Below are 23,885 nucleotides of genomic sequence, written 5' to 3'. Positions count from 1 at the left end.
ACACTCCTATTTTAATTATTTAGACATTAGAATTGCGCCTGAAAACCTAATGTGTCAATATCGAAATCATGCATTATGTGAGGGCCGCATGGATCTGGTTCCTTTCGTCGGAGAGCCCCTTGCTCTCGATCTCGTCAACACTCGCCCTTTGACCGCGAGCGGCCGTGTCGATCTCTTCGCGGCCGATGGCGGGCTCGCGCATTGGCTGGCGTTGGAGGGGCCTCGCATGTCGGATGTCGCGTTTGCCAGCATCGGTGCGGCCGACGCCGACGATCTCGCGCCAGTCCTTGCCGTCCGCTCGCATGTGGCGTCGGCCATCGCACATGTGATGGACAGGCAACCTGTTCCGGCCGCGGATATCGAGGGCCTTAACGCGGCAATGGAGGCAGCACCGGTCGTCCGCCGTCTCGATTGGACCGATCCGCCGCGGCTCGTCAGCGAAAGAACGGCGAAGCCCATGCTCCAGCTAGCCGGTTTCCTCGCCGAGGACGCTGCGGCGTTGCTTGCCGGCGGCGACGCCAGGCTGATCCGCAAATGCGAGGCGCAGGATTGTGTGATGCTGTTCGTCGGCAGCAATGCCCGGCGGCGCTGGTGCTCGGCGGCGCGCTGCGGAAACCGGGTGCGCGTGTCGCGCTATTACCAGCGCAGCAAAACGTCCTGACGACCACTTCAACGATGCGCAAATATTAGGAAAGGCACCCGTTGACGCAAATGGGAAAGTCCTTGCCGGAAAAGCCCGTTAGCTTTCATGATGTCATCGGCTTGAAGCCGACGGATCTGCAGGCCGTTCGGTCCCTGTTGTCTTGAGTTGGACCGAGCCCTGTGACGCTGTCGATCCCCGCGGTGAGATCGGCAGTGCGACGGGATGCACCGCCAAAACAAGGGAACGGAAATGAAGAAGCTTCTTGCAACGACTTGCCTGGCCGCGGGCCTCTTTGGCCTCGCCGCCGCAGCTTCGGCCGCCGAATGCGGCGACGTGACGATCGCCAACATGAACTGGCAGAGCGCCGAGGTGCTGGCGAGTGTCGACAAGATCATCCTGACGGAAGGCTACGGCTGCAATGCCGAATTGGTGGTCGGAGACACCGTGCCGACGATCACCTCGATGATCGAAAAGGGCCAGCCGGATGTCGCACCCGAAGGCTGGGTCGACCTGCTTCCGGATGTCGTCAATCGCGGCCTCGAGGAGGGCAAGCTCGTCGGCGCCGCCGTGGCGCTCTCCGATGGCGCCGTCCAGGGCTGGTGGGTGCCGAAATACATCGTCGATGCCAATCCCGACATCAAGACGATCGATGACGCCTTGAAGCACAAGGAACTGTTCCCGGATCCGGAAGACGCAAGCAAGGGCGCCGTCTTCAACGGCCCGCAGGGCTGGGGCGGCACGGTCGTGACGACGCAGCTTTATAAAGCCTATGGCGGCGAAACGGCTGGCTTCACGCTGGTCGATACCGGTTCGGCCGCCGGCCTCGATGGCTCGATCGCCAAGGCCTATGAGCGCAAGCAGGGCTGGGTCGGCTACTACTGGGCGCCGACGGCCCTTCTCGGCAAGTACGAGATGGTGAAGCTCGAGCATGGTGTGGCCGCCGATCCGGCCGAATGGAAGCGCTGCAACACGGTTGCCGATTGCCCGGATCCGAAGAAGAACGACTGGCCGAAGGACAAGGTCCAGACGCTGGTGACCAAGGCCTTCGCCGATCGCGCCGGCCCGGCTATGGATTACCTCAACAAGCGCGCCTGGACCAACGACACGGTCAACAAGCTGATGGCCTGGATGACCGACAATCAGGCGAGCGGGGAGGAGGGCGCCAAGCACTTCCTGCAGGAAAACCCCGATATCTGGACCCCGTGGGTTTCGCCCGAGGTCGCCGAAAAGGTGAAGGCCGCGCTCTGATCGCGATGGTCATAACCAGCGGGCGGCGCAGTCATGTGCGCCGCCTCTTCGTTCGAGGTCCGGCAAAGGCAAAACAACAATCGCGGCCGGCGAAATCTGAAGGGGAAATGGAATGGACTGGTTAACCCAGTTTCCACACATGGATGACGAGAGCCTGAGAGCCTTGAAAAAGGCGATCGACGAGGGATTTCGCGGCTTCACGCGCGCCTATGGCGACGCGATCGAAGGCTTCTTCGAGCCCTTGCAATTCTTTCTCATCCAGTCGGAGCGCTTCATGACGAAGACGCCCTGGCCAATCATCCTGATCTTGATCGCTTTCATCGCCTGGGTGGCAAGCCGCAACTGGAAGATCGTCGCCGGCTGCATCGGCACGCTGCTTCTGATCGGCTACTTCGACATGTGGGACGACACGATGAAGACGGTCTCGATGATCTTCGTCTGCACCGTGCTGTCGATCGCCATCGGCATTCCGATCGGCATCGTCATGTCCCGTTCGGATCGGTTTCAGAACATCGTCAATCCGATCCTCGACGTGATGCAGACCATGCCGAGCTTCGTCTACTTGATCCCGGTCGTGATGCTGCTTGGGATCGGCAAAGTGCCGGGGCTGATTGCCGTCGTCATCTACGCCATCCCGCCGATGATTCGCCTGACGAACCTTGGCATTCGCCTCGTCGACAAGGACGTGCTGGAGGCGGCCGATGCCTTCGGTTCGTCGGCGTGGCAGAAGCTCAAGAACGTTCAGATGCCGCTCGCCTTGCCGACGATCATGGCCGGCATCAACCAGACGATCATGATGGCGCTCGCCATGGTGGTCATCGCCTCGATGATCGGTGTTCAGGGCCTCGGCCAGCCGGTGCTGAAGGCGATTGCCAACCAGTACTTCACGCTCGGCATCTTCAACGGCCTTGCGATCGTCGGCATTGCCATCATCTTCGATCGCGTCAGCCAGGCCTACGGTCACCGGCTGCAAAAACACCGTGAAATCATTCACGGTTGAGCTTGTCGTCGAGACAGAAAAAAAAGGCCCCGGAGCGAACACCTCCGGGGCCTTCGCATTCTAACGAGCTTTGCGTTCAGGGCCTGGACGAAAGAACGCCGGTCGAAAGCGCGACGCCGGTAGCGGTGACGACCGCGGCGAGGATCTCGAAGGGGCCGATCTGCTCGCCGAGCAGGACGGCGCCGCCGATCATCGCGAGAACCGGTGTCAGCGCCGTGAAGGCGGCCGCCTGGGTACCGCCAAGGCTCTTCACGGCAAAGCCGTAGGCTACCATGGCGACGAGGCCGGACAGGATGCCCTGGCTGGTGACCTGCAAGGCGATCTCCTGGATCGGAACGCTGGCAAGGGTGGTTCCAAAGCAGGCGGCAAGTCCGAGATGGATCAGGAACGACCAGATGGCGATCAGGGCGCTTCCCTGCAGCGGGCTGAGGCCGGAGCGGCGGAAGGCATGGGTATAGATCGCCCAGAGGGTCGCCGCAGTCGGCAGCAGCGCATAGCCGCTCCAGCCGGTCGAGGCCGCACTTCCGAGGCTTCGCGTCAGGAGGATGGCGACGCCGGCAAGGATTGCGGCAAAGCCGAGCCCGCGCATCCGGTCCGGCCGCTCGCCGAAGACCGTGATGCCGATGAGCGCGGTGGCAAGCGGCATCGAGCCACCGAGGAGAACGCCGACCGAGGAAGCTGGAACGGAGTGGATCGCAAAGGCGGAGACCTGGAAGAACAGGGCGCCCGAACCGGCGACCATCAGGACGAGCAACAGCAGCGGCAGCTTGCGCGGCAGAAGTCCGGTCTTCAGCCAGACCGGGGCAAGAAGGATCGCCGGCACGCCGTAGCGGATCAGCCCGAGGTCGATCGTGCCAAGCGCGGTGCCGGCCGAGTGGCGGGTCGCCAGTATCCAGCCCGCCCAGATGAGGACGGTTACGAAGGCGCCGGCATAGCCGGCGGCGACAGGCGTCGTATTGCCGCGATCGAGAGCGAGCGCAACCATTTGAATTTCCTTCCCGAATTGGATACCTGAGAGGCTTTTGGGTCTGGAAGGAGATTACGCCCTGATAGCGGGGCATGTCCTTGCGATTTGTGCCCGAAATAGACTATCGTCAGCAACAATGTGCCAATAACAACAACTGAAGTTCATAAAAATGCCAAGCCTCGATAAATTCGACCTCGCCATCCTTAGAATCCTTCAGGAGGACGCGCGCGCAACGAACGTCGAGATTGCCGAAAAGGTCAATCTTTCGCCGTCGCCCTGCCTGCGGCGCATCCGCAACCTGGAAAAATCCGGCATCCTGCGCGGCTACAGGGCCGACATCGATCGTAAGGAAGCCGGTCTCGGGCTGACGGTCTTCGTCGAAATCAAGGTTGGGCGCCATAGCCGCGAGAACGCACAGCAGCAGCAGGAGGCGCTGCTCGCCATCCCCGAGGTGGTCTCCTGCTTCCTGATCTCCGGCAATGCCGATTTCCTCGCCGAGGTCGTCGTCGAGGATCTGCCTGCCTATGAGAAACTCTTGACCGAGACGCTGTTGGCCTTGCCCGGCGTCACCGACATCCGGTCCAATTTCGCGATCCGCTCGATCAAGACAGGCGGGCCGCTGAAGTTGCCCGAACCGCGCTGATCGCTGCATTGCTGTGACACTCGGCTTCTGTTGTGCTGGTCGTGATGGAGCGGACGAACGACCGGCGCTCCCGTTAAGTTTCGGTAAGGTTCTGGAATTGGCCGCAATCGCGCTTATTTGATCGCGGTGAGCCGCATTGCCGCGGCAGTGGAGCCGATGACCCGTTCATGAAAATCAAGGCCATCTTCAATCGCGACGGCGGCACGTTCCGCACGACAGACATGGCCGCCTATGGCCAGAAGGTCGAAGACGTCTTCCAGGCCGCAGGCCACCAGATCGAGATTGCAGCGGTTTCCGGAAACGAGATGCAAGAGGCGTTGGAGCGGACCTGCCGTCGCGACGACCTCGACGCCATTCTTGCCGGCGGAGGTGACGGCACGATTTCGGCCGCCGCCGGCGTCGCCTGGAAGAACCGCATGCCGCTCGGCGTCGTTCCCGCCGGAACGATGAATCTTTTTGCTCGCACGCTGAAGCTGCCGCTCGATATCTGGAAAGTGCCGGAAGTGCTGGCGAATGGCGTGATCATCGACGGTGACATCGGCAGCGCCGATGGCCGTGCGTTCGTGCATCAATTCTCCATGGGGCTGCATGCGCGCATGGTGCGCTACCGCGAATCCTACAGCTTTCGCTCAAGAGCGGGAAAGATCGCCGCCAGCACCCGCGCCGCAGTCGGAGTGATTCTCAATCCTCCGGATTTCGAGATCGAGTTCGATGTCGATGGTCACAAGGAGAGCCGTCATGTCTCGGCAGTCTCGGTTTCCAACAATCCGTTCGGCCGCGACACGCTGATGTATGCGGACGACGTGACCGCCGGCCATCTCGGCTTTTACACGGCGCCGCCGCTGAGCCCGCCAGGTGTCGCCAAGCTCGCGCTCGATGTAATGCGCGGCAAGTTTCGCGACAGTCCGCTGATTACCGCCATGAGCGGTCATGCCCTCGATCTGCATTTTCCGAAGGTCGAACGAAAGATCAACTGCGTCATCGACGGCGAACTTCTGCCCATGGGCCGCGACGTCGCGCTGCGCATTCACCCTGGCGAACTCAAGCTGCTCGTCGGCGCGGATCGCGACGGATCGTCGATCCAGAAGTAGCCGAAACTGTAGCGATCCTCGAGCGTGCCGTGGAGATAGGGCAGGGCGAGTTGCTGCGGCTGCAAGTGCGTTTCCGGCACGCCGAAGGATTTGAGGACATCGACGAGTGGCGCCGGTGGCGCTGCATCGGCCTTGCCGTCGTTGGTCCAGACAACGAGAAGCGGCCCGGCCAGCTGACCGATCGCCGGGCTGCTGTTGTTGCCGGGCACGTAGACCTTGGCCCCGTGCAGGCGCGTTCGCAGATTGCCGGCCACCTGCTTGTTGGTGGCCAGAACCATCGCCGGTTCGCGTCCCTGCTGCTGAACGATGGTGTCGACGAGGCTGCTGTAGGGGATGCTCAGTCTCGAAACCTTGCCGAACCAAGGCCGCACGACTGCGCGGGTAGACACCACGACCAGCGTGGTCACGATGACGAAGCCGATAAAGAGGGCGACGGGCCGGACGCTACGTGTGGTGTCAACGCCGGACGCCTCGACCTTGAGGGCCAGATAGAGCGGCAGCAGGACGAGGAAGAGAACCAGCCACTTTTCCCGCATATGGGTGGCGCCGGTGACCAGCATGATGACGAGAACGGCGCCGAGACAGAGGACCAGCATGCGCCCGACGACCCGAGCCCAGAGGCTGTCGGCGCGCCAGATCGCCGGCAGGTCCTTGCGAAACACGAGGGCGAAGACGACGAAGATGATCGCTGAGCCGCGAAGCGTCGAGGCAAAGAGCGCGACGATCGCCTTCAACGCCTTCGACACGAAACCGGCTTCCTGCCCCGTTCCCATTTCCTTGAAGGTATTGCTCGACGCGGCGCCGATATTTTGCAGGACCCAGGTGCCGTGCGGCAGGGCGATCAGCGCGCAGACGGCGAGTGCGACAAGGATGCGCCAGTCGAAGAGCCGGGCGCGAAGTTTCGGTTCGGGCAGGATCGCGACGATCGCCGCGACCGGAACGATCACGAAGTTGTACTTTGAAATGACGCCGATCCCGACGGCGACGCCTGTAAGAGCGTAGGCAAAGAAGGTCGGTCGGCTCATCGTCCGCAGGAATGCGTACAGGAAGAGCGAAACGGCAAATAGCGCGGCGACCGTGTGCGAGAGGTCGCGCTGGGCAAGCAGGAAGATCGGCGGCAGAGCGAGGACGCCCATTGTCGTGATGGCTGCAAGGCGCCGGTCGCCGAGAACCTCGCGGGATGCAAGGCCGAAGAAGAGACAACAGAGGAACAATAGGCCGTTCTTGAGTACGGTCATCGTCGCCACTGACGGGCCGAACAGCGAGGTCAGCCCGTATTGCAGCCAATTGTAGAAAGGCGGTTGCGAACCGTAGCCGAGCATCAGGAACTGCGAGACATAGGCCTGCTCGGATTCGTCGATCTCGAGCGAAGTCGAAGCGGAAAGCCTCAGTGCGATGCAAAGCAGGAAGTAGCCCGCAATCAGCGCAAGGATCAGGTTTGGCCGGCGGTTGACGGCCTCAAGCATCTGTCTGGTCCCGCACGAAGACCTGCCGGACGATATAGTTCGTCGTGCCGTCGTCGCTGAAATAGGTGCGCGCCATCATTTCCGCGAGAATGCCCGTGGTGATGAGCTGAACCGACGACAGGAACAACATCACGCCGACGATCAGCATCGGGCGGGTTCCGATATCGTTGCCGAGCACGAACTTGTCGAAGCCGAGATAGAGCAGGATCAGGGCGCTGAGCGCCCCCGTCGCAAGGCCGATCGAACCGAAGAAGTGTCCCGGGCGCGCCTTGTAGCGCATGAAGAACAGCACCGACAAAAGATCGAGAATCACCCGGAAGGTTCTGGAGATCCCGTACTTGGATTGGCCATGCTGCCGTGCGTGGTGGGTGACCGGCATTTCGCCGATGCGGCTGCTCGGCACGACGCCTGCGACCCAGGCGGGGATGAAGCGATGCATTTCGCCCATCAGCTTCACCTGCTTGATGACGGACGCGCGATAGACCTTCAGGCTGCAGCCATAGTCATGAAGCCGGACGCCGGTGATCTTGCCGATCAGGCGATTGGCGCACCAGGACGGGATTTTTCGAAGGAGCAGGCCATCCTGTCGGTTCTTTCGCCAGCCGACGAGCAGGTCGAGCTGACGCTCCTCGATCGCTGTGACCATATCGGGAATATCGGCCGGGTCGTTCTGCAGGTCGCCGTCAAGCGTGGCGATCAGGCGGCCGGTGGCGGCATCGATGCCCGCCTGCATCGCGGCCGTCTGTCCGAAGTTCTTTTGCAGTTCAACGATCTTGAGGTCGATGCCGGGATCGGAAAGGGCCTTTCTTGCATTCACAAGCGTTCGATCGGTGCTGCCGTCGTCGACGAGGATCAGTTCCCAAGGGGACGGAAAATTCGCCAGCGCATCGCGGACCCGCGTAATCAGCGGCTGAATGCTGTCTTCTTCGTTGAATACGGGAATGACGACGGATAGCTCTATGGGATGCATGGGAACCGCTCATACATACGGCGCTCACGCTGCCGCAAGAATTGGACTGCTTACATAATCGTTTTCTTGCACAGTTATCGGTGATAACCAACGTTCAATCTTGCCCTTCAACACGGGAAATCGAGGCCTGATGACATCGGATTGCGAGCCTGACCGGCGATCCTGGCTCGTCCGCAACCGGATGACATTGCTGTCGGCGGGCGCCATTGCGGCCTACGCGGCCTTCGTTGAGTGGTTCTGGGGCTGGTCGGCGCTCTTGCGCCAGTGGTCCGAAATCGGCGTTGGTGCCGCATCTGCGGCCCTCTTGCTGCTCATCGCGACCTACTTCATTCGCTGCTATCGCATCTACGATTACTTCCCGAGCGAAACGTCGGGGCGTTTCCTGCCGCTCTTTCGGGTCACCCAGGTCCACAATCTCCTGAACATCATGCTGCCGTTTCGGGCCGGCGAGACCAGCTTTCCTCTCCTGATGCGTTCGGAGTTTTCTGTCCCGCTCGCCAGGGGGACGGCCGCTCTTCTGGTCATGCGCCTGCTCGACCTGCATGCGCTCCTCGTCGTGGCCGTCGTCGGATTGGTCTTCGGCAGAGGGTCGCTCGGGCTCTGGCTCGTCTGGTTTGCGGCGCTTGTCTCGCCGCTTCTCTTCTTTCTCTTGAAGGACCACGCAATCGCGCTGGCGCGCAGGCTCCTGCCGGCAAAGTTCGAGCCGGTCGTCGAGGAATTGGAGGCGGGCCTGCCGGGCACCGTGGCTGCGTTCCTGCGCGCCTGGGGCATGACCATCCTCAACTGGGCCGTCAAGGTAATCGTGCTCGCCTGGGTGCTGGCGTTCATGGGAGTTGCGCCGCTTGCGGCCTGTTTTGGCGGCGCGCTCGGAGGCGAGCTTTCTTCGGTGCTGCCGATGCATGCGCCGGCTGGCGTCGGCACCTATCCGGCAGCGATTGCGGCCGGTGCCGTTTCCTTCGGCGCCCCCGCCGGCCGGGCGGGCCTCGAACTGCTGGCGACGGCCGGCGTCAACGCGCATCTCCTGATCATCGTGTCCGCAGTCGCGGGCACGCTGTTGTCGATGGTTTTGGGGAAACGTCGCTAGAGCGCCGTGCCGCGGGGCAATGTCCTAGCGACGTTTTGACCTCTACTGGAACGAGGTCTCGTAGAAGCTTCTGAGCTTGCGCGAATGCAGCTTTTCCGGCGGCATCGCCGCGAGCTTCTGCAGCGCCAGGATGCCGATCTTCAGATGCTGGCTGACCTGCGTCTTGTAGAAGGCCGTTGCCATGCCCGGCAGCTTCAGTTCGCCATGCAGCGGCTTGTCGGAGACGCACAACAGCGTTCCATAGGGCACGCGGAAACGGAAGCCGTTGGCGGCGATCGTTGCCGATTCCATGTCGAGCGCGATGGCGCGCGCCTGCGACAGGCGCTTGACCGGGCCGCGCTGGTCGCGAAGCTCCCAGTTGCGGTTGTCGATGGTGGCGACGGTCCCGGTGCGCATGATCTGCTTGAGATCGTAGTCCCGATAACCGGTCACTTCGGCTACGGCATCCTGCAGCGCCACCTGCACTTCGGCGAGCGCCGGCAGCGGGATCCAGACCGGCAGGTCGTCGTCGAGCACGTGATCCTCGCGCATATAGGCATGGGCAAGCACGTAGTCGCCGAGCCGCTGGCTGTTGCGCAAGCCGGCGCAGTGGCCGAGCATCAGCCAGACGTGCGGGCGCAACACGGCGATATGGTCGGTGATCGTCTTGGCGTTGGACGGGCCGACACCGATGTTGACCATGGTGATGCCGCCGTGGCCCTTCTTCTTCAGGTGATAGGCCGGCATCTGCGGCAACCGCGGAAGGGTAAAGTCCGTCTCCGGCTTGTCGGCCCCGGCGGGCGTAATGATGTTTCCGGGCTCGACGAAGGCCGTGTAGCCGTTGCCGCCTTCCGCCATCTGCTGGCGGGCCCAAGCGCAGAATTCGTCTATATAGAACTGGTAGTTGGTGAAGAGCACGAAGTTCTGGAAATGATTGGCGCTCGTCGCCGTGTAGTGGCTGAGGCGCGCCAGCGAATAGTCGATGCGCTGCGCCGTGAACGGCGCGAGCGGCGACGGTTCGCCCGGACCTGGCTCGTAGGAACCGTTGGCGATCTCATCGTCCGTGGTCGTCAGATCAGGCGCGTCGAACAGGTCGCGCAAGGGGATGTCGATGGCATTGGCGGCCGATGCCTCGACATAGGCGCTTTCGCCGAAGGCGAAATGCAAGGGGATCGGGGTGGCCGATTCCGAGACCGTGATGCCGAGACCGTGGTTGCGCGTCAACAACCCGAGCTGTTCCTTCAGATAGTGCCGGAAGAGTTTTGGCCGCGTGATCGTCGTCGTATAGACGCCGGGCGCGCTGACATAGCCATAGGAAAGACGGGAATCGACATGGCCGAAGCTGCTCGTCTCGATGCTGACCTGCGGGTAGCAGGCGCGATAACGGGTCAACGGCTTGCCGCCCTTGCCCAGCCCCTCGAACGCCTCGCAGAGGAACCGGGTATTGCGCTCGTAAAGCGCCTCGAGGCAATCGACTGCGGCCGCAGGATCATCGAAATACTGCGGCTCGAAAGGCTCGGGCGTTGCTGTGGAAAGGACGGAGTGTGAAGAGATTCGCTTGTTCATGTCGCATTATAGGCTGCGGCTTCTGACAAGCAAACGACAAGATGACAGCACGCACAACCGCGGGGCGATTTGGGGCCCGTTGCTCAACGCGGGCCGGCGAGGATGATCGCACTGCCGATCAGTGCAACCGTCATGCCTGCAAGATCCCAGCGGTCCGGTCTGACGCCTTCCGCCAGCCAGAGCCAGATGAGCGATGCGGCGATATAGACGCCGCCATAGGCCGCATAGGCGCGGCCGGCCGCGGGGCTGTCGATCAAGGTCAGCAGCCAGGCAAAGAGCGCCAGCGAGACGATTCCGGGAACAAGCCAGAGCGCAGACTTGTCGAGCTTCAGCCAGGCCCAGAAGGCAAAGCAGCCGGCAATTTCTGCAAGGGCGGCGAGGGCATAGATGAGATAGGCGGGCATCGGTTCGGGTCTGGTGGCCTTGGCTGAGACGAATCCTCTGGAAAACCAAGGATAGGAAAGCGGCTCGCCGATGCGCAAGCCGGTTAAAACAAAAGGGCGCAATGTGCGCCCCTTTCAGCTCGTAGTTCCGATCCGCAACGATCCGTCAGGTCATGGCCTGGCGCTGCAGGGTGACGAAGAGGACAAGGCCCGCGCCCTGCTTGCCGACGCCCGTGCCGCTGGCCTTGGAATAGGCGAGCGCCCCGACCGGCGCCATCAGCAGGCTGGCAAGCGCCAGGACGCGCAGCGACAGAAAGGCCGAAGTCGAAAGTGCTGCCAGCATGTTCGTCTCTCCATCAGACCACGAAGTGATCGGTTTCAGTTGAGGCTCTGGAACTTAGCCTACCTGGCTGCGTTAGAGCTTGGCCTGGCAGTACTGTGCCGTGTGGGCGGTGCAATCGGTCAGCGAACCGAGATAGGTGTTGCTGCGGCGACGTTCGGTGTCAGCGCTGACTGCAGCTGCAAGAGTGACAGCGAAAACGACCATCAGAAGGCTGATGATGGTGAGGCGCCGAGCGAGGATATCCATGGTTCTGTCCGTTGTTTGGAGGCAGGTTCAAATCGATTGAGTGTGTTTTCGCATACCCAAACTGAATTGATGCTGAGATGTCCGTTCATCTGGCGTTCATCTTCGGTTGTACGCCCACGGAGCCGAGAGCCGGCCGACCCCGGTGGCACTGTCCGTCGAAACGGAAGGCGTATGCTCGGGCCATTTCAAAAGGCCGGTTGAGGGCGCCGGCGAAAGGCCGCTCGGCAGATCCTTCGCGCCCATAAAAAAAGGCAGCCATCGGCTGCCCTTTCATCGTCGTAATCGTAGCGGCGATTTCTGCCGCGCCGGCTCTGTTAGAGACGGGTCCATGTCTGCGACTTGCACAGCACCTTCAGCACGCAGCCCTTCATCTTCAGCGAATTGCCGTTGACAGCGCCCGAGCCGCTGTAGGTCTTGTCGGTGTCCGGATCGGTAATCTCGCCCGAGTAGCTGCCATCGGTGCCCGAAAGATTGCCGATGCGCTTGCCGGCATGCTTGCCGGTTTTCAGCGTGATGCAAAAGGCGCCGCCGCAGGGGGCGATTTCCGCCGTGGCGCCGCTCGCCGTCTTCCAGTTGCCTAAAATCGGTTCCGCCGCCGCGGCGGTTCCGGCAATGCCAAGAGCCAGCGTCGCGGTGATGAGCAATGTACGTAGCATTCGTGTCCTCCAGATTGAGGCTGCCGGCGTGGTCCGCTCCGCCGGCAGCTCAAGATGTCCTCGTATGAAAAGGCAGTCTCCTCACCGCCGCGGGCAAGATAGCTTACGCGCACGTAAAGGTAAACCAGCCGAATCGCGGCCTTTGCCGCTTTTTCCTGGGCGGTTTTGAGCGCTTCTTGCGCAAGGAATTGCGCGGACTTTGCTGGCGCCGATCTTTTCGTGGTTAGCGTTTGGTTGAAATCGTCGATTGAATTTTTCGTAAATTTTGAGGCGAATGCGCGGGATTTCAGGCCTTCCGATGTTTAACAAAAACTCAAGTTTACCAAGCGTTTGAACTTTGTTTGTCGCAAATTAAGCATGCATTTTAAGCGCCCATTGAAGCCCGTCAGGCATAGTGAAGCCATAAGACGAGCGGAACGAAACGCTCCGAAAAACCACCGAGGACGACACCGCAAAAAGACGGCGCGCTTCGGAAAGGCCCGCAAAGAGGCAAGGTCGAACAGGGACCAAAACAAGTGCTGATCTGGAGCATGGTCCGCCCCAAACGGGCGGGCCGCTTCGGAAAAACCAACCAGGCAAGACAGGGACACGACAATGGCACGCTTTGATATGCAGATTGCTTCGGATGCCGCGATGGGTGGTGACAACCAGGCGGAAGTCTTTTGCGACATGGGTCTGGCCTATGCGACCGGCCACGGTCGCCCGGTCGATCTCGTCGCCGCCCACAAGTGGCTGAACATCGCGGCGATCAAGGGTTGCGACCGCGCCGTCGATCTGCGCGCCGATCTGGCGATGACGATGAGCAAGCCGGACCTCGCAGCGGCGCTGCGCGCCGCTCGCGAATGGATGACGGTTCACTGATCGGACGGGCGGCGCCCGATGGCGCCGCAAGCTGGGCCTTGAGAAAAGGGGTCAGGCGAGTTTCTTCAGGACCGCGGGCATGGCTGCTTCGAGCAGGGCCATCTCCGTCTCCGGTCCGGTGCTGATCCGGATGCAGCGATTGAGCGGCGCCACCCCCGGCATTCTTATGAAGATGCCGTGGTCGCTCATCAAGGTATCGACGATCGCGCGGGCATAGACCGCGTCGCGGCCACAATCGACGGCCACGAAGTTGGTGGCTGAGACGAGCGGGGCAAGGCCATTTTGCGTGGCGATAGCAGCAATGCGCTGCCGCGACGCCGCAATCTTGGCCGTCACTTCCTTCAGATACACCTCGTCCGCAAGCGCTGCGATTGCCGCGGCGACGCCGATCCGATTCATGCCGAAATGGTTGCGGATCTTGTCGAAAGCCTGGGCCGTGCCCGGCGTGGTGACCACATAGCCGACACGCGAACCCGCAAGCCCGTAGGCCTTCGAGAACGTGCGCGTGCGCACCACGTTCGGCATGTCGATCAGGGCGTCGATCGGTGGTAGCGCTTCGGCCGGCGCGGTTTCACAATAGGCTTCATCCAGAATGAACAGCGTGGTTTCGGGCAGGCCCCTCGCGAACTCGACAATGTGTTCGGCCGACCACCAGCTTCCCATCGGATTGTCGGGATTGGCGAAATAGATGAGCGGCGCATTTTCCTGCTTCACGGCTGCCAGTAACCCATCGAGGTCTTCCCGGTCCCCCGCATAGGGCACTGTGACGAGCCGGCCGCCATGGCCGACGACGTGGTAATTGAAGGTGGGGTAAGCCCCGAGCGAGGTGACGACCGGCATGCCCGGCTCGATCACCATGCGGACGATCTGGCCGAGCAAGCCGTCGATGCCTTCGCCGATCGCGAGATTGGCCGGGCTGGTTCCGAGATGGGCTGCAAGCGCCTGTTTCAGATCGTGATTTTCCGGGTCAGCATATTTCCAGGTTCCGCTAGATGCCTCTCTCATCGCTGAAAGCACGCTCTCCGCCGGACCGAAGCCGCTTTCATTGGCGCCGATGCGCGCCGCGATCGCGCGGCCGCGCTGGCGTTCGATCGCCTCCGGCCCGACAAAGGGGATGGTGGATGGTAGGGATTGGATGAGCGGCGTGAAGCGAGAGAATGCGGACATGCTGAAGATAAGGCCCCGTTCGGATGACGTACGGGGGAACTTATCGCATGCTTTGGCAATTCGGAATCGTTCCCGAAAGAAAAGCTGCGGGAATCCGCCGCCTTTCGTTTTGTGGCTGGCCTATCGCCGCGGCTTTGCGTTTTTGACTTGCCCGGTGAAGAACTCCTGCCGGATGATTTCGCGCAGCAAGGTCTGCTCGATCGGCTTGATGAACTGGACGCCGATGCGCTCGCCGTTGCGATAGACCTCTGCGCAGCCGATCCGAAGCGAAGTGCCGACGATGTGCAGATAATAATGTTGCGGCAGACCGATATTGGTGTCGACGGCAAAGCTCGCGCCGCCGCGCGATATGTCGATCATCCGGCAGGACCGGACCGAGACGCTTCCGAGCCCCGGCTGCACGGCGGTCAGCGTGCCCGCATGGCCGATGTTGAAACGCTCGTAGCGCCGCTCGTAAAATGGCGAGGGGACGCAGGAATACATGGTCTGGTTCTGCATGCGTCTTTCTCCGCCAGTGCCGGGTCGCACGGCACGATCAACCTTTGACCGCATTCGTGGACCCCGGACAATTCATTTGTCCCACATCATATCGGTGGACGATTTCCACCGATGCTAGAATCAGTCTTGCAGAAGAAACTTGCAATCCCCTGAAATCGATCACTAAAAATCTAATGTCGGGGCTCGCTTGATTTGAGGAGATCAAAGTCCGCCGCTGGAAAACTGCATGCGGATCAGGCGTCTCAGGAAATCTGCCGAAAGCAGCATGTTGAAACGCACCCCGAGTTCCGCGCTCTCACGGTAAACCTCAGAGCAACCGATTTCTTCCTTGAAGCCCTCGATCTCGAGGAAGAAGTGCTTCGGCAGCGGGATCGTCGCATTGAAGTCGAGCATCGCGCCGGCAATAGAGATATGGCGCAGCAGGCACCGATACTTTGTCTTCGCTTTCAGGTGCTGGCCAATGACGAGGATCCTGCACGGCCGCTCGATGAAATAATGCTGGTGGGTCGTGGCGAGCTGGCCTGGCTTTCCCTCGGCGACATGCATTTTCATCGACATGGCAAGCTCCGTATCAGCGCAGCCCTGGGCGGATCTGTGGTGTTCTTGGCGGACTCGCCGCGCCCCCCGTGATTGAGCTAAGCACGCCGCCTTGCTTAGACCTTGTGCCATCGGCAGGCGTCGTCGCTAAATTTGGCATGCGCGCACATTGAAAGCCCCAACCTCATACGTAATACTTTCATTAGACATGACCGGGGCGCCGATGGCCGCCCCCGAGGGGTAATCGGGCGAGGCATCGTCTGTCGTTCACGCTGGGCAAGGCGGAAGACGATGATGGGTGCTGGAGGGAATAACATGGCCTTGGGGCTTGCGCGGCGGTGGCTGCCGCTTTCGATCGTCTGTGTGGCGCTGCTTGTGTCGATGCCATCAGGGGCATGGGCGGCAAAACGCGTCGCGCTGCTGATCGGCAATGAGAAATATGAAGCGACGTCGCCGCTCAACAACCCCGCCAACGACGTCGAACTGATGAAGGCTTCGTTTGAGGATGCCGGGTTCGACTCGGTGACGACGGTGCACGACGTCGGTCGCCAGGACATGGTCAAGGCGCTGCGCGACTTCGAGGATCTCGCGACCGGTGCCGAAGTTGCGATCGTCTATTACTCAGGCCATGGCATGGAGATGAATGGCGAGAACTTCCTGCTTCCCGTCGACGCGCAACTGAAGACTGATAAGGATATCGAGGACGAGGCGATCGGCCTCGATCGAGTTCAGCGTTCGCTCGAAGGCGCGACCAAGCTCAAGCTGGTGATTCTCGACGCCCGTCGCAACAATCCTTTCGAGCAGAGCATGACGCGTTCGATCTCGACCAGGGCCGTTTCGCGCGGACTGGCGCGCGTCGAGCCCGAATCGGCCGATCTGCTCGTCGCCTTCGCCTCGAAGGCCGGCACGGTCGCGCTCGACGGGGAGGGCAAGAGCAGCCCCTTCGCCACGGCACTCGCCAAGTATCTGACGGAACCGGGCGTCGATTTCCGCATCGCGCTTGGAAAGGTTCGCAACGAGGTGGTGTCGGTGACCAATCGCGGCCAGGAGCCTTTCGTCTACGGCTCGCTCGGCGGCGCCCAGATCTTTCTCAACATCAAAGAGGTGAACATCACCGTCACCAATAATGGCGGACAGTTGTCGCCCAACATCCGAGGCGGCTGCCGACTGGCAGAACATCCGCGATCTCGCGGACAAGGACCTGTTGACCGCCTTCCTGGCCAAGCATGGTTCGGACCCGGTCTATAGAAAGAAGCTGAAGCTCTTGAGCGAAGCCGAGCAGACATCGAGCGTGACGCCGGACGAGATTGCCTGGGACGCCTTGAAGCAGTCGACCTATGCGGCGGCGCTGACGCGCTTCATCGAGCGCTACCCTGACAGCAAGCACAAGGCGGAGGCCGAGCAGCAAATTGCGGCCCACGAGCCACAGAAGGGCCTCAACGTCTCGCCGACCGGCAAGGACACCCAGGCTTCGCGCGATTGCTATCTGCTTGCCGGCGACCCGCAGTCGATGCCCGGTTTCCTCGGGGTCAATTTCCTGAAGCTCGACGCCGAAAGGGCGCTCGCCGCCTGTGCCCAGGCCGTCAACGAAAACCCTGACGATATGATGCTCGTCAACATGTTGGGGCGCGCGCAGGACGCCGGGCGGAACTATGTCGAGGCGCGGCGCAACTACCGGAAGGCGGCCGACGGCGGCAACATGTATGCGTTGACCAATCTCGCGTGGTTCTCGGTCTATGGGACCGATGGGCCGGTGGACGTCGACGAGGGCAAGCGCATGTTCGACCAGGCGGCCCGCGCCGGCAATGCCTATGGGCAGGCCTCGCTCGGCTGGCTCTATCGCGAGGGCTATGACGGCATCGCGCAGGACTATGCGGAAGCCGCCCGGTGGTATGAACTGGCGGCCAATCAGGGCTATGCCAATGCCATGGCGACGATGGGCTGGTTCTATCGCGAAGGTCTTGGCCTGCCGAAAGACCTCCAACAATCGCTCGCCTGGTATAAGGAGGCAGCCGAAAGCGGCGACGCCAACGCCATGTCGTCGCTCGGTTGGGCCTATCAGAACGTGCTGGGGACTGAGCAGAGCTACCCGGAAGCCAAGATCTGGTGCGAGAAGGCGGCCAACGTGGGTGATTCCTATTCCATGGCGCTGCTCGCCTGGTTCTACGATATCGGCAATGGTGTCGCGCAGGACTATGTGCAGGCGCGCACCTGGTATGAGATGGCGGCCAACGCCGGCAGCGCCTATGCGATGGGCAACCTCAGTCGCCTCTATGATTACGGCCTCGGCACCAAGGCGGACGCGAAGGAGGCGGTTCGCTGGGCTGCAGCCAGCGTCGAGGGCGGCGATCCGGCGAAACTCGATGAACTGAAGAGCCAGCCCAACAATTTCACGCCCGCATTCCGCAAGGAAATGCAGAACCTGCTGAAGGACCGCGGGTATTATGGTGGTCCGGTCGACGGCGAGTTCGGCGCGGCGACCCAACAGGCGATGCGCCGATGTGGAATCACATCGCTGTGTACGCTGGTCTTGCCTGCGGAGATGAGGGCGAACACGACGCGGCACGACGGGCGTTGCCGATCGCGGCCCACATGAAAATGCGAGGATTTCCCGGAAACCGACAAAAAAATCTTGCATTGGCCGCTGAGTGACACTAGTCAGGCGCTAACGGAGAGGTGGCCGAGTGGTCGAAGGCGCTCCCCTGCTAAGGGAGTATACCGGAAACGGTATCGAGGGTTCGAATCCCTTCCTCTCCGCCATTATCCCAAATAGCCCGCGCCCCGCCCTTCGAGCGAGCATTTGGTTTCGGCTATCTCGCGACTGAATTTCATTTGTTGTGGTTCGTTGGCCGTGGCGGCAGTCGTCGCCAGGGGCGCCCGTGCATTCTTGGTGCTGCGCGGTGCTGATCTTTGCATCGTCCAGAATCACCTGGCCGGGGCGTTTGCCGAATCTCTGCGGTGATTCTGCTGATTCCTCAGGCCGCCATCCTTTCTCCACCAAGCGCTTTCTTGGAGCGAATGCTGTTTTAGGCATTCACTGGACATCTGAAACGGGGTTCGCGTTCAGCTTTTCCCCTGTTTTGGTCGGGTTTCTGCCTCTTTCTGAAACAGGCGACCCCCACCTTCCTTATGCTAACCCCCCGTCGCTAAAGGGTTTTCTTAATGCTTTGTTAATTTTCTGCGGGGGTCTGCGGCGATTTTGTGTCGTTTCAGCAACAGGCCTCGGCGAAGGGCGATGCAAAGGACGTGAACTCGCTAGTTGGACGTTGCGCCGGTGATCCGGTCTTGTATTTTCAACTCCGGAAGCAAGGGCGGTTGATCGTCCGACTTCTTGAACGTTGGGGATGGGGCAGGGAAAGCTGTCCTTCAGCAAAATACCCAGACCCGTTTGAAACTTTTGACTGGAGGTCAGAAATGAACATCAAGAGCCTTCTTCTCGGCTCCGCTGCAGCTCTCGCAGCAGTTTCCGGCGCTCAGGCAGCCGACGCAATCGTCGCAGCAGAGCCGGAGCCCATGGAATACGTTCGCGTTTGCGACGCTTTCGGCACTGGCTACTTCTACATCCCGGGCACCGAAACCTGCCTCAAGATTGGCGGCTTCATCCGCTTCCAAACTTCGTTTGGTGAAGATGCTGCTGACAGCCGTTACCGTCAGGGCTACAACCCGGTCACGGGTGAAGACCGCTCCACGTCGGACTGGGATGCCTTCTCGCGCGCTTACATCTCGTTCGATGCCAAGAGCGACACCGAGTATGGCACGCTCACCGGCTTCTTCGCTGCTGAATTCAACGCTGACAACGACACCGACGCTGGCGACAGCTTCATCGATGTCGACGAAGCCTACATCCAGCTCGGTGGCCTCAAGGTCGGCTTCTTCTACAACTGGTGGGATAAGGGCCTGAACGGCGAAACCGACTCGCTCGGCAACTTCACCGAATTCAACTCGATCGCCTACCTCTATGACGGCGGTTCGTTCCAGGCCGGTATCTCGGTTGACGAACTTGAAGGCGCCTCGACCAAGTCGAACGGCGTTGGCGTTTCCGGTATCGTGTCGGCTTCGCTCGGCGGCGTATCCTTCGACCTGCTCGGCGGCTACGACACTGAATTCGAAGAAGGCGCAATCCGCGCTCTGCTCTCGGCTGACCTCGGCCCGGGCGTCTTCCAGGTCGCTGGTATCTGGGCTTCCGACCCGAACGCTTACTGGGATAAGTCTGAGTGGACCGTTGCGGCCTCCTACCGCTTCAACGCCACCGACAAGCTCGCCATCACCCCCGGCGTTCAGTACTTCGGTAGCCTGCAGGATTCGCTCACCAGCTTCGGTAACGATGACGCATGGCGCGCTGGCGTCACGCTCGACTACAAGATCACCGAAGGTCTCGCGACCCGCGTCTCGGTTCAGTACGAAGACGAAGACAACGGCGACGACCAGGTATTCGGCTTCGTCCGCCTGCAGCGCGACTTCTAATATCGTCTGACTTCGGTCAGAACAGAGAAACCCGGCTTTCGAGCCGGGTTTTTTCGTTTTGGTATGGCACCGTGAAATTTGGTCCCGCACTTGCAGTATCGTGCTTGAGGAGATCAGGGGGTAGAGACCGCGTCGGCGCGGCTTCTTGGGTCAGCGCGAGCGCGGGAGGTCGTTTAGAAATGCGGTGATGGCGTCGCGCGGACCGTCCAGATGAAGTAGCGGCGCATGGCCCTGGCCAAGCGCGATGAAGGCGGTTGTCGCATGGTGTCGCCGGCGCATTTCGCGCACTGTCGTCTCTGAAAGAAGCCGTGAATGCTCGCCCCTAACGACCATCAGGGAGACTTGGCCCATGGCGTCAAAGGGTGTCCACAGATCGGGCAATGGTGTTTCGCGTGTCAATCCGCGCAGGGACTGCGCGATTGCTGGATCGAAATCGGGAACCGGGATGCCGTCCTCGTCGCGAAAAATCGCTTTGGCCATGTCCGACCAGTCGCCGTCGCTTAAGACTGGAAAGTCGCCGCCTTGCAGTGTCCTCAGGTAGCCGGGTGCCTTCGCCCAGCTTGGCGGAGCGGCGCTGGAGTTGAGGTAATCCCGGATCGCAAGCAGACCTTCAATTTCGATCACAGGCCCGATATCGTTGAGCACTGCGGCTGCAATCAACGAAGGGGCGCGATCGACGAGGTTGTGGAGGATCAGGCCACCTCGCGATGTGCCGATAAAGATTGCTTTTTCGACCGCAAAGTGAGCACAGGCCGTTATCACATCGGTCGTTTCGACGGGCACCGTGTAGTGGCTCTTATCGGCGTCGCGTTCCGAGTTGCCGCGCCCCCGATAATCCAGTGCGATGACGGGAATGCCCCGTGACGTCGAAAGAAAGCTTGCGAGTTCGTGAAAGTCCCGGCTGTTGCGGGTGAGGCCTGGCAGGCAAATGATCGGTGTTGCCGCGGATGGCGAAGGGGGAGGGCCGTAGCTTCTTGCGTAGAGCAGCAGCCCATCGGAACTACGGAAGTTATGCTCGTGGAATACGCCTTGGCCCATGCTGCTCCCTCTCGGACAGCTAAAATCTATCCGTTTGAAGGTGAAGGGCAAGTTGCTCGAGCCGACATAGCTGTTCGGCGACCCGAGCCGTGGCGGGCGATGGCCAACGGTTGTGGCTTTTCCCTTTGCGTTGGCAGCGATCTACTCAATAAATTCTTAGCTCAATAGGGCGAGCTACATTGGCGGCGCGGGCCGCCATAGGGCTGATAGCTGTTGTCCCAGGCCCTATAGGAACGATAGCGCGCATAGCACCAACGCTGGTGTGCATTGCCGCTGACAGCTCTTGGTCCGTTGTAGTATCTCGGGCTGTTGTAATATCGCGGTTGGCTCAACAGACCGCCGATGATCGCGCCTGCGGCCAGTCCGCCGATCACCGCCCCGACGTCGTTGTCGTCGTGGTCATAGTGGCGGCGATATCGATCGCGGTAGTATCTGTCGCGGTAATACCCGCCGCGATTATCGTCGCGGTAGTCGCGATCCCGATAATAGCCATGTCGCCCACGAAGTTCGCAATAGGGAACGGCGCAACTGGATCGGCTCTTGCGTTCTTCGCCGCGCTCGTAGGAGAATTGAACCTGTTGGACATTGGTCGTCCCGGAGACGATTGGCGGAGCGCTCGGGAACGCGCCGGCGGCCGGCACGCTGCTCAAGGCGGTCGCGAGCGAAAGGGCGACGATTGTCAAGGTCTTCATAACGTTCACCATTTCCTTCGGAAAAGTCTGGCCTTAGAAAGGAAATGGTTGAAGGCGCGGTTTGTGCCGTTGACGCTGATCACAATTATTTGATCGCGGCTGAGGCCGGCTATTGCCGTCCCATTCTCAGGTCTTCGACGATATCGGCTTTTTGCCCGAGCCTCGATTTGTAGACCTGATAGTTCTCCATCACCCGTTGGACATAGTTTCGCGTTTCCTGAAACGGAATGCGTTCGATCCAATCGACGACTTCGTCGATCGGCTTGCCGCGCGGGTCGCCGTAGCGGTCGAGCCATTCCGGAACGCGGCGCGGGCCGGCATTGTAGGCGATAAAGGTGAGGATGTAGGAGCCGCCGAAACTGCTGATCTGTTCGCCGAGATAGTGGGCGCCGAGCGTGGCGTTGTAGCCGGCGTCGCTCGTCAGCCGGTCCTGCGAGTAGGCAAGGCCGTAGCGGCTGGCAACGCCCTTGGCCGTTCCCGGCATCAACTGCAACAGACCGCGGGCGTTGGCGGTGGAGATGGCGCCCGGGTTGAAGGCGCTTTCCTGACGCGCGATGGCGTAGGCGAGTGCCTTGCCGGAGCCGTCGATATTGGCGCTTGACGGGATCACGCCCACGGGAAACGCGAGCGCTGCAACATCGATTCCGCGCCCAAAGGCAATCTTGCCGACCTGTAGGGAAAGCTGGTGGTTGCCGGTTTTTTCCGCTCGGGCCGAAAGCAGCGCCAGCTCGCCGGGGCTCGTCAGTTCGTCGGCAAGCGCCCGGTAGATGCTGTCGGCGCGCCAGGTGTGGCCTGTGCCTTCGAGCCGCGTGATGGCGCGCACGGCCTCGCGGCTTTCGAACCGCGATCGGTCGTCCGCCGTCGGGGCCGGATAGGCGACGTTCAGCGTCTTGCGACCCAGCCGGGCGGCTGCGAGTTGCCCGTAGAATGTTCCGGGATAGCGGGCTGCGTTTGCGAAATACCCGTTGGCGTCACCCGGTCCGCCGGCCTCGGCCGAGCGCCCGAGCCAGTACCAAGCGCGCGAAGCGGAGAGGGGACGGCTCGACACATCCAGAATGCGGCGGAAGTGACTCGCTGCGGTCGCCGGGTCCTCCATGCCGCGCAGGGCATACCACCCGGCATGAAACTCGGCGTCGATAATATCGGTCGCCTCGGTCGCGAGATGGCCGGCGGCGATCCGATAGGCGCCTCGAAAATCGCCGCTGTCGAGCAGCCCGCGGCTGACGACCCGTTGCTCGACCCACCATTCGCCAGGGTTGACCAGGGCGCTCTTGTCCTTGGGCATGCGCGCAAGGAGCTTTGCTGCTTCCTCGTATTTCTTTTGTTTGCGCAGGTGCTCGATCTGAATGAAGAGATAGGCTGCGTCCTTGCGCCAGGTAGGATCGACCGCTGCGATGAGGGCCGGCGCCTTGTCGCTGCCACGGCTGACCGCCGCCCAGGCGCGATAAAGCGATTGAGCTTTTCCAAGGTCGCCGAAGCGTTCGGCCTGCTCGACGCGGTTGCGATAGAGAAGTAGCACCATGCGGCGCTGATGATTGTCTGTGGTCAAGAGGCCGGAAAACTCGTCAAGGATCTTGGTCTCGATGTCCTTGTCGAGCATGTCGCGTTGCCAGATCGCACGCAGGTTCTTGGCGGCTGTGTCGGCTTTTCCGGCGGCGACGAGAGCACGCGCAAGAATGAGGGCGCCTTCCGTCGTTTCCGGCTGCGTGTTGCCGAAAGCGGCGAGCACATCGGCCGCCGGCGGGTTCTCTCGATAGAGCGCTCGTTCGGAGTTGGCGCGCAGCGATTTCAGCCCCGGCCATCCCTGCAATTCCCGTTGGGCATCGGCAATTTCAAAGGAAGGTACGCCCCGCTGGCCGGAAACGGCGATCGCCCAGGTCAATATGTGCCGGTCGAGCGTGCCTTCGAGCATCGCGTCGCGTACGGCAATCGCTGCGGCCGGCTGCTTGTTGGACAGAGCATCGAGCCCCGCCTTGAGATCGCTGCTGACGGGTCCGGCAGCCGTCGCGATGGCATTCGTGGTTTCGTTCGCGGCAGTGGGCGCCACCTTGTCCGAAAACGTTGGTTTGCGTGTCGGAACCGGTATGCGGTCAAGGGTTTCTGCGCTGCCCGCCGGCGCTGCCAGAAGCGCCGCCGCGCCGATGATGGCGGCGACAGGCAGATATATTGACCCGCGCATCAAGAACCCCGTGTTCCCCGTGTCCAACATTCATCCGCCGCCAGATTGCCCGATGACAAGACGGGCGGCCAGTATCGATCGCAACAATTGCGCCAAACCCGCTCTCGCCCTGGTTGGGCGGTCGTGACTATGCAGGCCAAACATCAAGCTTTTGCATGAAAACC

At 61.3% G+C, this 23,885-nt stretch carries 24 protein-coding genes and 1 tRNA gene; 11 read left to right on the top strand and 14 right to left on the bottom strand.

Annotation, left to right across the window (positions count from 1 at the left end):
- Nucleotides 1–88: 88 nt before the first annotated feature.
- The 3 genes from IB262_RS06405 to IB262_RS06395 all read left to right on the top strand — a co-directional run bounded on the left by IB262_RS06405 (nt 89) and on the right by IB262_RS06395 (nt 2,891).
- Nucleotides 89–661, top strand: a complete 573-nt coding sequence (locus tag IB262_RS06405) for an ABATE domain-containing protein (protein WP_112975754.1) — start codon at nt 89–91, stop codon at nt 659–661.
- A gap of 231 nt (nt 662–892) precedes the next feature.
- Entirely contained in the window at nt 893–1,891 is a 999-nt protein-coding gene (locus IB262_RS06400; protein ID WP_112975765.1) for an ABC transporter substrate-binding protein, read from the top strand.
- A gap of 112 nt (nt 1,892–2,003) precedes the next feature.
- Nucleotides 2,004–2,891: a proline/glycine betaine ABC transporter permease gene (locus IB262_RS06395; protein WP_060522087.1), complete on the top strand. Its 888-nt coding sequence runs from the start codon at nt 2,004–2,006 to the stop codon at nt 2,889–2,891.
- A gap of 76 nt (nt 2,892–2,967) precedes the next feature.
- Here the strand turns inward: IB262_RS06395 and IB262_RS06390 are convergent, their stop codons facing one another.
- Entirely contained in the window at nt 2,968–3,876 is a 909-nt protein-coding gene (locus tag IB262_RS06390; protein ID WP_112975753.1) for a DMT family transporter, read from the bottom strand.
- Between the two features lie 151 nt (nt 3,877–4,027).
- Between IB262_RS06390 and IB262_RS06385 the strand changes: the two genes are divergently transcribed.
- Both IB262_RS06385 and IB262_RS06380 read left to right on the top strand, forming a co-directional pair.
- Complete coding sequence (locus IB262_RS06385) at nt 4,028–4,501, top strand: Lrp/AsnC family transcriptional regulator (protein ID WP_060522089.1); 474 nt, start codon at nt 4,028–4,030, stop codon at nt 4,499–4,501.
- 167 nt (nt 4,502–4,668) lie between these two features.
- Nucleotides 4,669–5,592 (top strand): diacylglycerol kinase family protein, encoded by a 924-nt coding sequence (locus IB262_RS06380; RefSeq protein WP_060522090.1) that lies wholly within the window; start codon nt 4,669–4,671, stop codon nt 5,590–5,592.
- Here IB262_RS06380 and IB262_RS06375 read toward each other — a convergent pair.
- Nucleotides 5,529–7,058 (bottom strand): glycosyltransferase family 39 protein, encoded by a 1,530-nt coding sequence (locus tag IB262_RS06375; protein WP_112975752.1) that lies wholly within the window; start codon nt 7,056–7,058, stop codon nt 5,529–5,531. The two genes, IB262_RS06380 and IB262_RS06375, sit on opposite strands and share 64 nt — an antisense overlap.
- The gene (locus tag IB262_RS06370) at nt 7,051–8,028 is read right to left on the bottom strand and encodes a glycosyltransferase family 2 protein (RefSeq protein WP_112975751.1); all 978 of its coding nucleotides are present in this window, start codon (nt 8,026–8,028) and stop codon (nt 7,051–7,053) included. The genes IB262_RS06375 and IB262_RS06370 overlap by 8 nt, the downstream gene beginning before the upstream one ends.
- Nucleotides 8,029–8,158: 130 nt before the next feature.
- On the opposite strand from IB262_RS06370, the gene IB262_RS06365 reads away from it, so the two are divergent.
- Nucleotides 8,159–9,112, top strand: coding sequence for a lysylphosphatidylglycerol synthase domain-containing protein (locus IB262_RS06365; protein ID WP_112975750.1), 954 nt, complete (start codon nt 8,159–8,161; stop codon nt 9,110–9,112).
- 42 nt (nt 9,113–9,154) lie between these two features.
- On the opposite strand, the gene IB262_RS06360 is transcribed toward IB262_RS06365, so the two are convergent.
- From IB262_RS06360 to IB262_RS06340, 5 genes are all read right to left on the bottom strand, one after another.
- Nucleotides 9,155–10,657 (bottom strand): AMP nucleosidase, encoded by a 1,503-nt coding sequence (locus tag IB262_RS06360; RefSeq protein WP_034804189.1) that lies wholly within the window; start codon nt 10,655–10,657, stop codon nt 9,155–9,157.
- Between the two features lie 83 nt (nt 10,658–10,740).
- Entirely contained in the window at nt 10,741–11,061 is a 321-nt protein-coding gene (locus IB262_RS06355) for a YnfA family protein (protein ID WP_034804329.1), read from the bottom strand.
- 145 nt (nt 11,062–11,206) lie between these two features.
- Complete coding sequence (locus tag IB262_RS06350) at nt 11,207–11,383, bottom strand: hypothetical protein (protein ID WP_162728748.1); 177 nt, start codon at nt 11,381–11,383, stop codon at nt 11,207–11,209.
- A 72-nt stretch (nt 11,384–11,455) separates the two neighbouring features.
- On the bottom strand, nt 11,456–11,629 hold the full coding sequence (locus tag IB262_RS06345; RefSeq protein ID WP_034804185.1) for a hypothetical protein: 174 nt from the start codon (nt 11,627–11,629) through the stop codon (nt 11,456–11,458).
- A gap of 314 nt (nt 11,630–11,943) precedes the next feature.
- The gene (locus tag IB262_RS06340; RefSeq protein ID WP_034804181.1) at nt 11,944–12,285 is read right to left on the bottom strand and encodes a DUF2147 domain-containing protein; all 342 of its coding nucleotides are present in this window, start codon (nt 12,283–12,285) and stop codon (nt 11,944–11,946) included.
- 594 nt (nt 12,286–12,879) lie between these two features.
- Between IB262_RS06340 and IB262_RS06335 the strand changes: the two genes are divergently transcribed.
- Nucleotides 12,880–13,146, top strand: coding sequence for a sel1 repeat family protein (locus IB262_RS06335; RefSeq protein WP_034804178.1), 267 nt, complete (start codon nt 12,880–12,882; stop codon nt 13,144–13,146).
- Between the two features lie 51 nt (nt 13,147–13,197).
- On the opposite strand, the gene IB262_RS06330 is transcribed toward IB262_RS06335, so the two are convergent.
- The 3 genes from IB262_RS06330 to IB262_RS06320 all read right to left on the bottom strand — a co-directional run bounded on the left by IB262_RS06330 (nt 13,198) and on the right by IB262_RS06320 (nt 15,369).
- Nucleotides 13,198–14,313, bottom strand: a complete 1,116-nt coding sequence (locus IB262_RS06330) for a pyridoxal phosphate-dependent aminotransferase (RefSeq protein WP_112975749.1) — start codon at nt 14,311–14,313, stop codon at nt 13,198–13,200.
- A 120-nt stretch (nt 14,314–14,433) separates the two neighbouring features.
- Nucleotides 14,434–14,811, bottom strand: coding sequence for a PilZ domain-containing protein (locus IB262_RS06325; protein WP_034804171.1), 378 nt, complete (start codon nt 14,809–14,811; stop codon nt 14,434–14,436).
- Nucleotides 14,812–15,012: 201 nt separating this feature from the next.
- Nucleotides 15,013–15,369 (bottom strand): hypothetical protein, encoded by a 357-nt coding sequence (locus IB262_RS06320; RefSeq protein WP_060585995.1) that lies wholly within the window; start codon nt 15,367–15,369, stop codon nt 15,013–15,015.
- 294 nt (nt 15,370–15,663) lie between these two features.
- Here IB262_RS06320 and IB262_RS06315 point away from each other — a divergent pair, with 294 nt between their 5' ends.
- The 4 genes from IB262_RS06315 to IB262_RS06300 all read left to right on the top strand — a co-directional run bounded on the left by IB262_RS06315 (nt 15,664) and on the right by IB262_RS06300 (nt 19,812).
- Nucleotides 15,664–16,596 carry a caspase family protein gene (locus IB262_RS06315; RefSeq protein ID WP_162728753.1) on the top strand — a complete coding sequence of 311 codons (933 nt, stop codon included), beginning with the start codon at nt 15,664–15,666 and terminating at the stop codon, nt 16,594–16,596.
- Nucleotides 16,553–17,944: an SEL1-like repeat protein gene (locus tag IB262_RS06310; RefSeq protein WP_192493481.1), complete on the top strand. Its 1,392-nt coding sequence runs from the start codon at nt 16,553–16,555 to the stop codon at nt 17,942–17,944. Before IB262_RS06315 ends, IB262_RS06310 begins: the two co-directional genes overlap by 44 nt.
- Nucleotides 17,945–18,018: 74 nt before the next feature.
- Nucleotides 18,019–18,108: transfer RNA gene (locus IB262_RS06305), tRNA-Ser, on the top strand.
- Between the two features lie 654 nt (nt 18,109–18,762).
- Nucleotides 18,763–19,812, top strand: coding sequence for a porin (locus IB262_RS06300; RefSeq protein ID WP_112975746.1), 1,050 nt, complete (start codon nt 18,763–18,765; stop codon nt 19,810–19,812).
- 150 nt (nt 19,813–19,962) lie between these two features.
- Here the strand turns inward: IB262_RS06300 and IB262_RS06295 are convergent, their stop codons facing one another.
- From IB262_RS06295 to IB262_RS06285, 3 genes are all read right to left on the bottom strand, one after another.
- Entirely contained in the window at nt 19,963–20,850 is an 888-nt protein-coding gene (locus IB262_RS06295; protein WP_112975745.1) for an alpha/beta hydrolase, read from the bottom strand.
- Nucleotides 20,851–21,011: 161 nt separating this feature from the next.
- A complete protein-coding gene (locus IB262_RS06290) occupies nt 21,012–21,542 on the bottom strand; it encodes a BA14K family protein (protein WP_112975764.1) in 531 nt (176 codons plus the stop codon).
- A gap of 109 nt (nt 21,543–21,651) precedes the next feature.
- Complete coding sequence (locus IB262_RS06285) at nt 21,652–23,721, bottom strand: lytic transglycosylase domain-containing protein (RefSeq protein WP_112975744.1); 2,070 nt, start codon at nt 23,719–23,721, stop codon at nt 21,652–21,654.
- Between the last annotated feature and the right edge of the window lie 164 nt (nt 23,722–23,885).

The sequence above is a fragment of the Ensifer sp. ENS02 genome (genome assembly GCF_014851885.1).
Classification (GTDB): Bacteria; Pseudomonadota; Alphaproteobacteria; order Rhizobiales; family Rhizobiaceae; genus Ensifer; species Ensifer adhaerens.
Note: the sequence above shows the minus strand (reverse complement) of the source record. Positions and strands in the feature narration are given on the sequence as shown.

Excerpts from the sequence above, each read along its gene's own strand:
- IB262_RS06295 (WP_112975745.1), bottom strand. The coding sequence starts at position 20,850 with ATGGGCCAAGGCGTATTCCACGAGCATAACTTCCGTAGTTCCGATGGG.
- IB262_RS06330 (WP_112975749.1), bottom strand. The coding sequence starts at position 14,313 with ATGTCCGCATTCTCTCGCTTCACGCCGCTCATCCAATCCCTACCATCC.
- IB262_RS06405 (WP_112975754.1), top strand. The coding sequence starts at position 89 with ATGGATCTGGTTCCTTTCGTCGGAGAGCCCCTTGCTCTCGATCTCGTC.
- IB262_RS06390 (WP_112975753.1), bottom strand. The coding sequence starts at position 3,876 with ATGGTTGCGCTCGCTCTCGATCGCGGCAATACGACGCCTGTCGCCGCC.
- IB262_RS06320 (WP_060585995.1), bottom strand. The coding sequence starts at position 15,369 with ATGTCGATGAAAATGCATGTCGCCGAGGGAAAGCCAGGCCAGCTCGCC.
- IB262_RS06325 (WP_034804171.1), bottom strand. The coding sequence starts at position 14,811 with ATGCAGAACCAGACCATGTATTCCTGCGTCCCCTCGCCATTTTACGAG.
- IB262_RS06370 (WP_112975751.1), bottom strand. The coding sequence starts at position 8,028 with ATGCATCCCATAGAGCTATCCGTCGTCATTCCCGTATTCAACGAAGAA.
- IB262_RS06340 (WP_034804181.1), bottom strand. The coding sequence starts at position 12,285 with ATGCTACGTACATTGCTCATCACCGCGACGCTGGCTCTTGGCATTGCC.
- IB262_RS06315 (WP_162728753.1), top strand. The coding sequence starts at position 15,664 with ATGGCCTTGGGGCTTGCGCGGCGGTGGCTGCCGCTTTCGATCGTCTGT.
- IB262_RS06360 (WP_034804189.1), bottom strand. The coding sequence starts at position 10,657 with ATGAACAAGCGAATCTCTTCACACTCCGTCCTTTCCACAGCAACGCCC.
- IB262_RS06300 (WP_112975746.1), top strand. The coding sequence starts at position 18,763 with ATGAACATCAAGAGCCTTCTTCTCGGCTCCGCTGCAGCTCTCGCAGCA.
- IB262_RS06285 (WP_112975744.1), bottom strand. The coding sequence starts at position 23,721 with ATGCGCGGGTCAATATATCTGCCTGTCGCCGCCATCATCGGCGCGGCG.
- IB262_RS06385 (WP_060522089.1), top strand. The coding sequence starts at position 4,028 with ATGCCAAGCCTCGATAAATTCGACCTCGCCATCCTTAGAATCCTTCAG.
- IB262_RS06290 (WP_112975764.1), bottom strand. The coding sequence starts at position 21,542 with ATGAAGACCTTGACAATCGTCGCCCTTTCGCTCGCGACCGCCTTGAGC.
- IB262_RS06365 (WP_112975750.1), top strand. The coding sequence starts at position 8,159 with ATGACATCGGATTGCGAGCCTGACCGGCGATCCTGGCTCGTCCGCAAC.
- IB262_RS06395 (WP_060522087.1), top strand. The coding sequence starts at position 2,004 with ATGGACTGGTTAACCCAGTTTCCACACATGGATGACGAGAGCCTGAGA.
- IB262_RS06375 (WP_112975752.1), bottom strand. The coding sequence starts at position 7,058 with ATGCTTGAGGCCGTCAACCGCCGGCCAAACCTGATCCTTGCGCTGATT.
- IB262_RS06355 (WP_034804329.1), bottom strand. The coding sequence starts at position 11,061 with ATGCCCGCCTATCTCATCTATGCCCTCGCCGCCCTTGCAGAAATTGCC.
- IB262_RS06335 (WP_034804178.1), top strand. The coding sequence starts at position 12,880 with ATGGCACGCTTTGATATGCAGATTGCTTCGGATGCCGCGATGGGTGGT.
- IB262_RS06345 (WP_034804185.1), bottom strand. The coding sequence starts at position 11,629 with ATGGATATCCTCGCTCGGCGCCTCACCATCATCAGCCTTCTGATGGTC.
- IB262_RS06350 (WP_162728748.1), bottom strand. The coding sequence starts at position 11,383 with ATGCTGGCAGCACTTTCGACTTCGGCCTTTCTGTCGCTGCGCGTCCTG.
- IB262_RS06380 (WP_060522090.1), top strand. The coding sequence starts at position 4,669 with ATGAAAATCAAGGCCATCTTCAATCGCGACGGCGGCACGTTCCGCACG.
- IB262_RS06400 (WP_112975765.1), top strand. The coding sequence starts at position 893 with ATGAAGAAGCTTCTTGCAACGACTTGCCTGGCCGCGGGCCTCTTTGGC.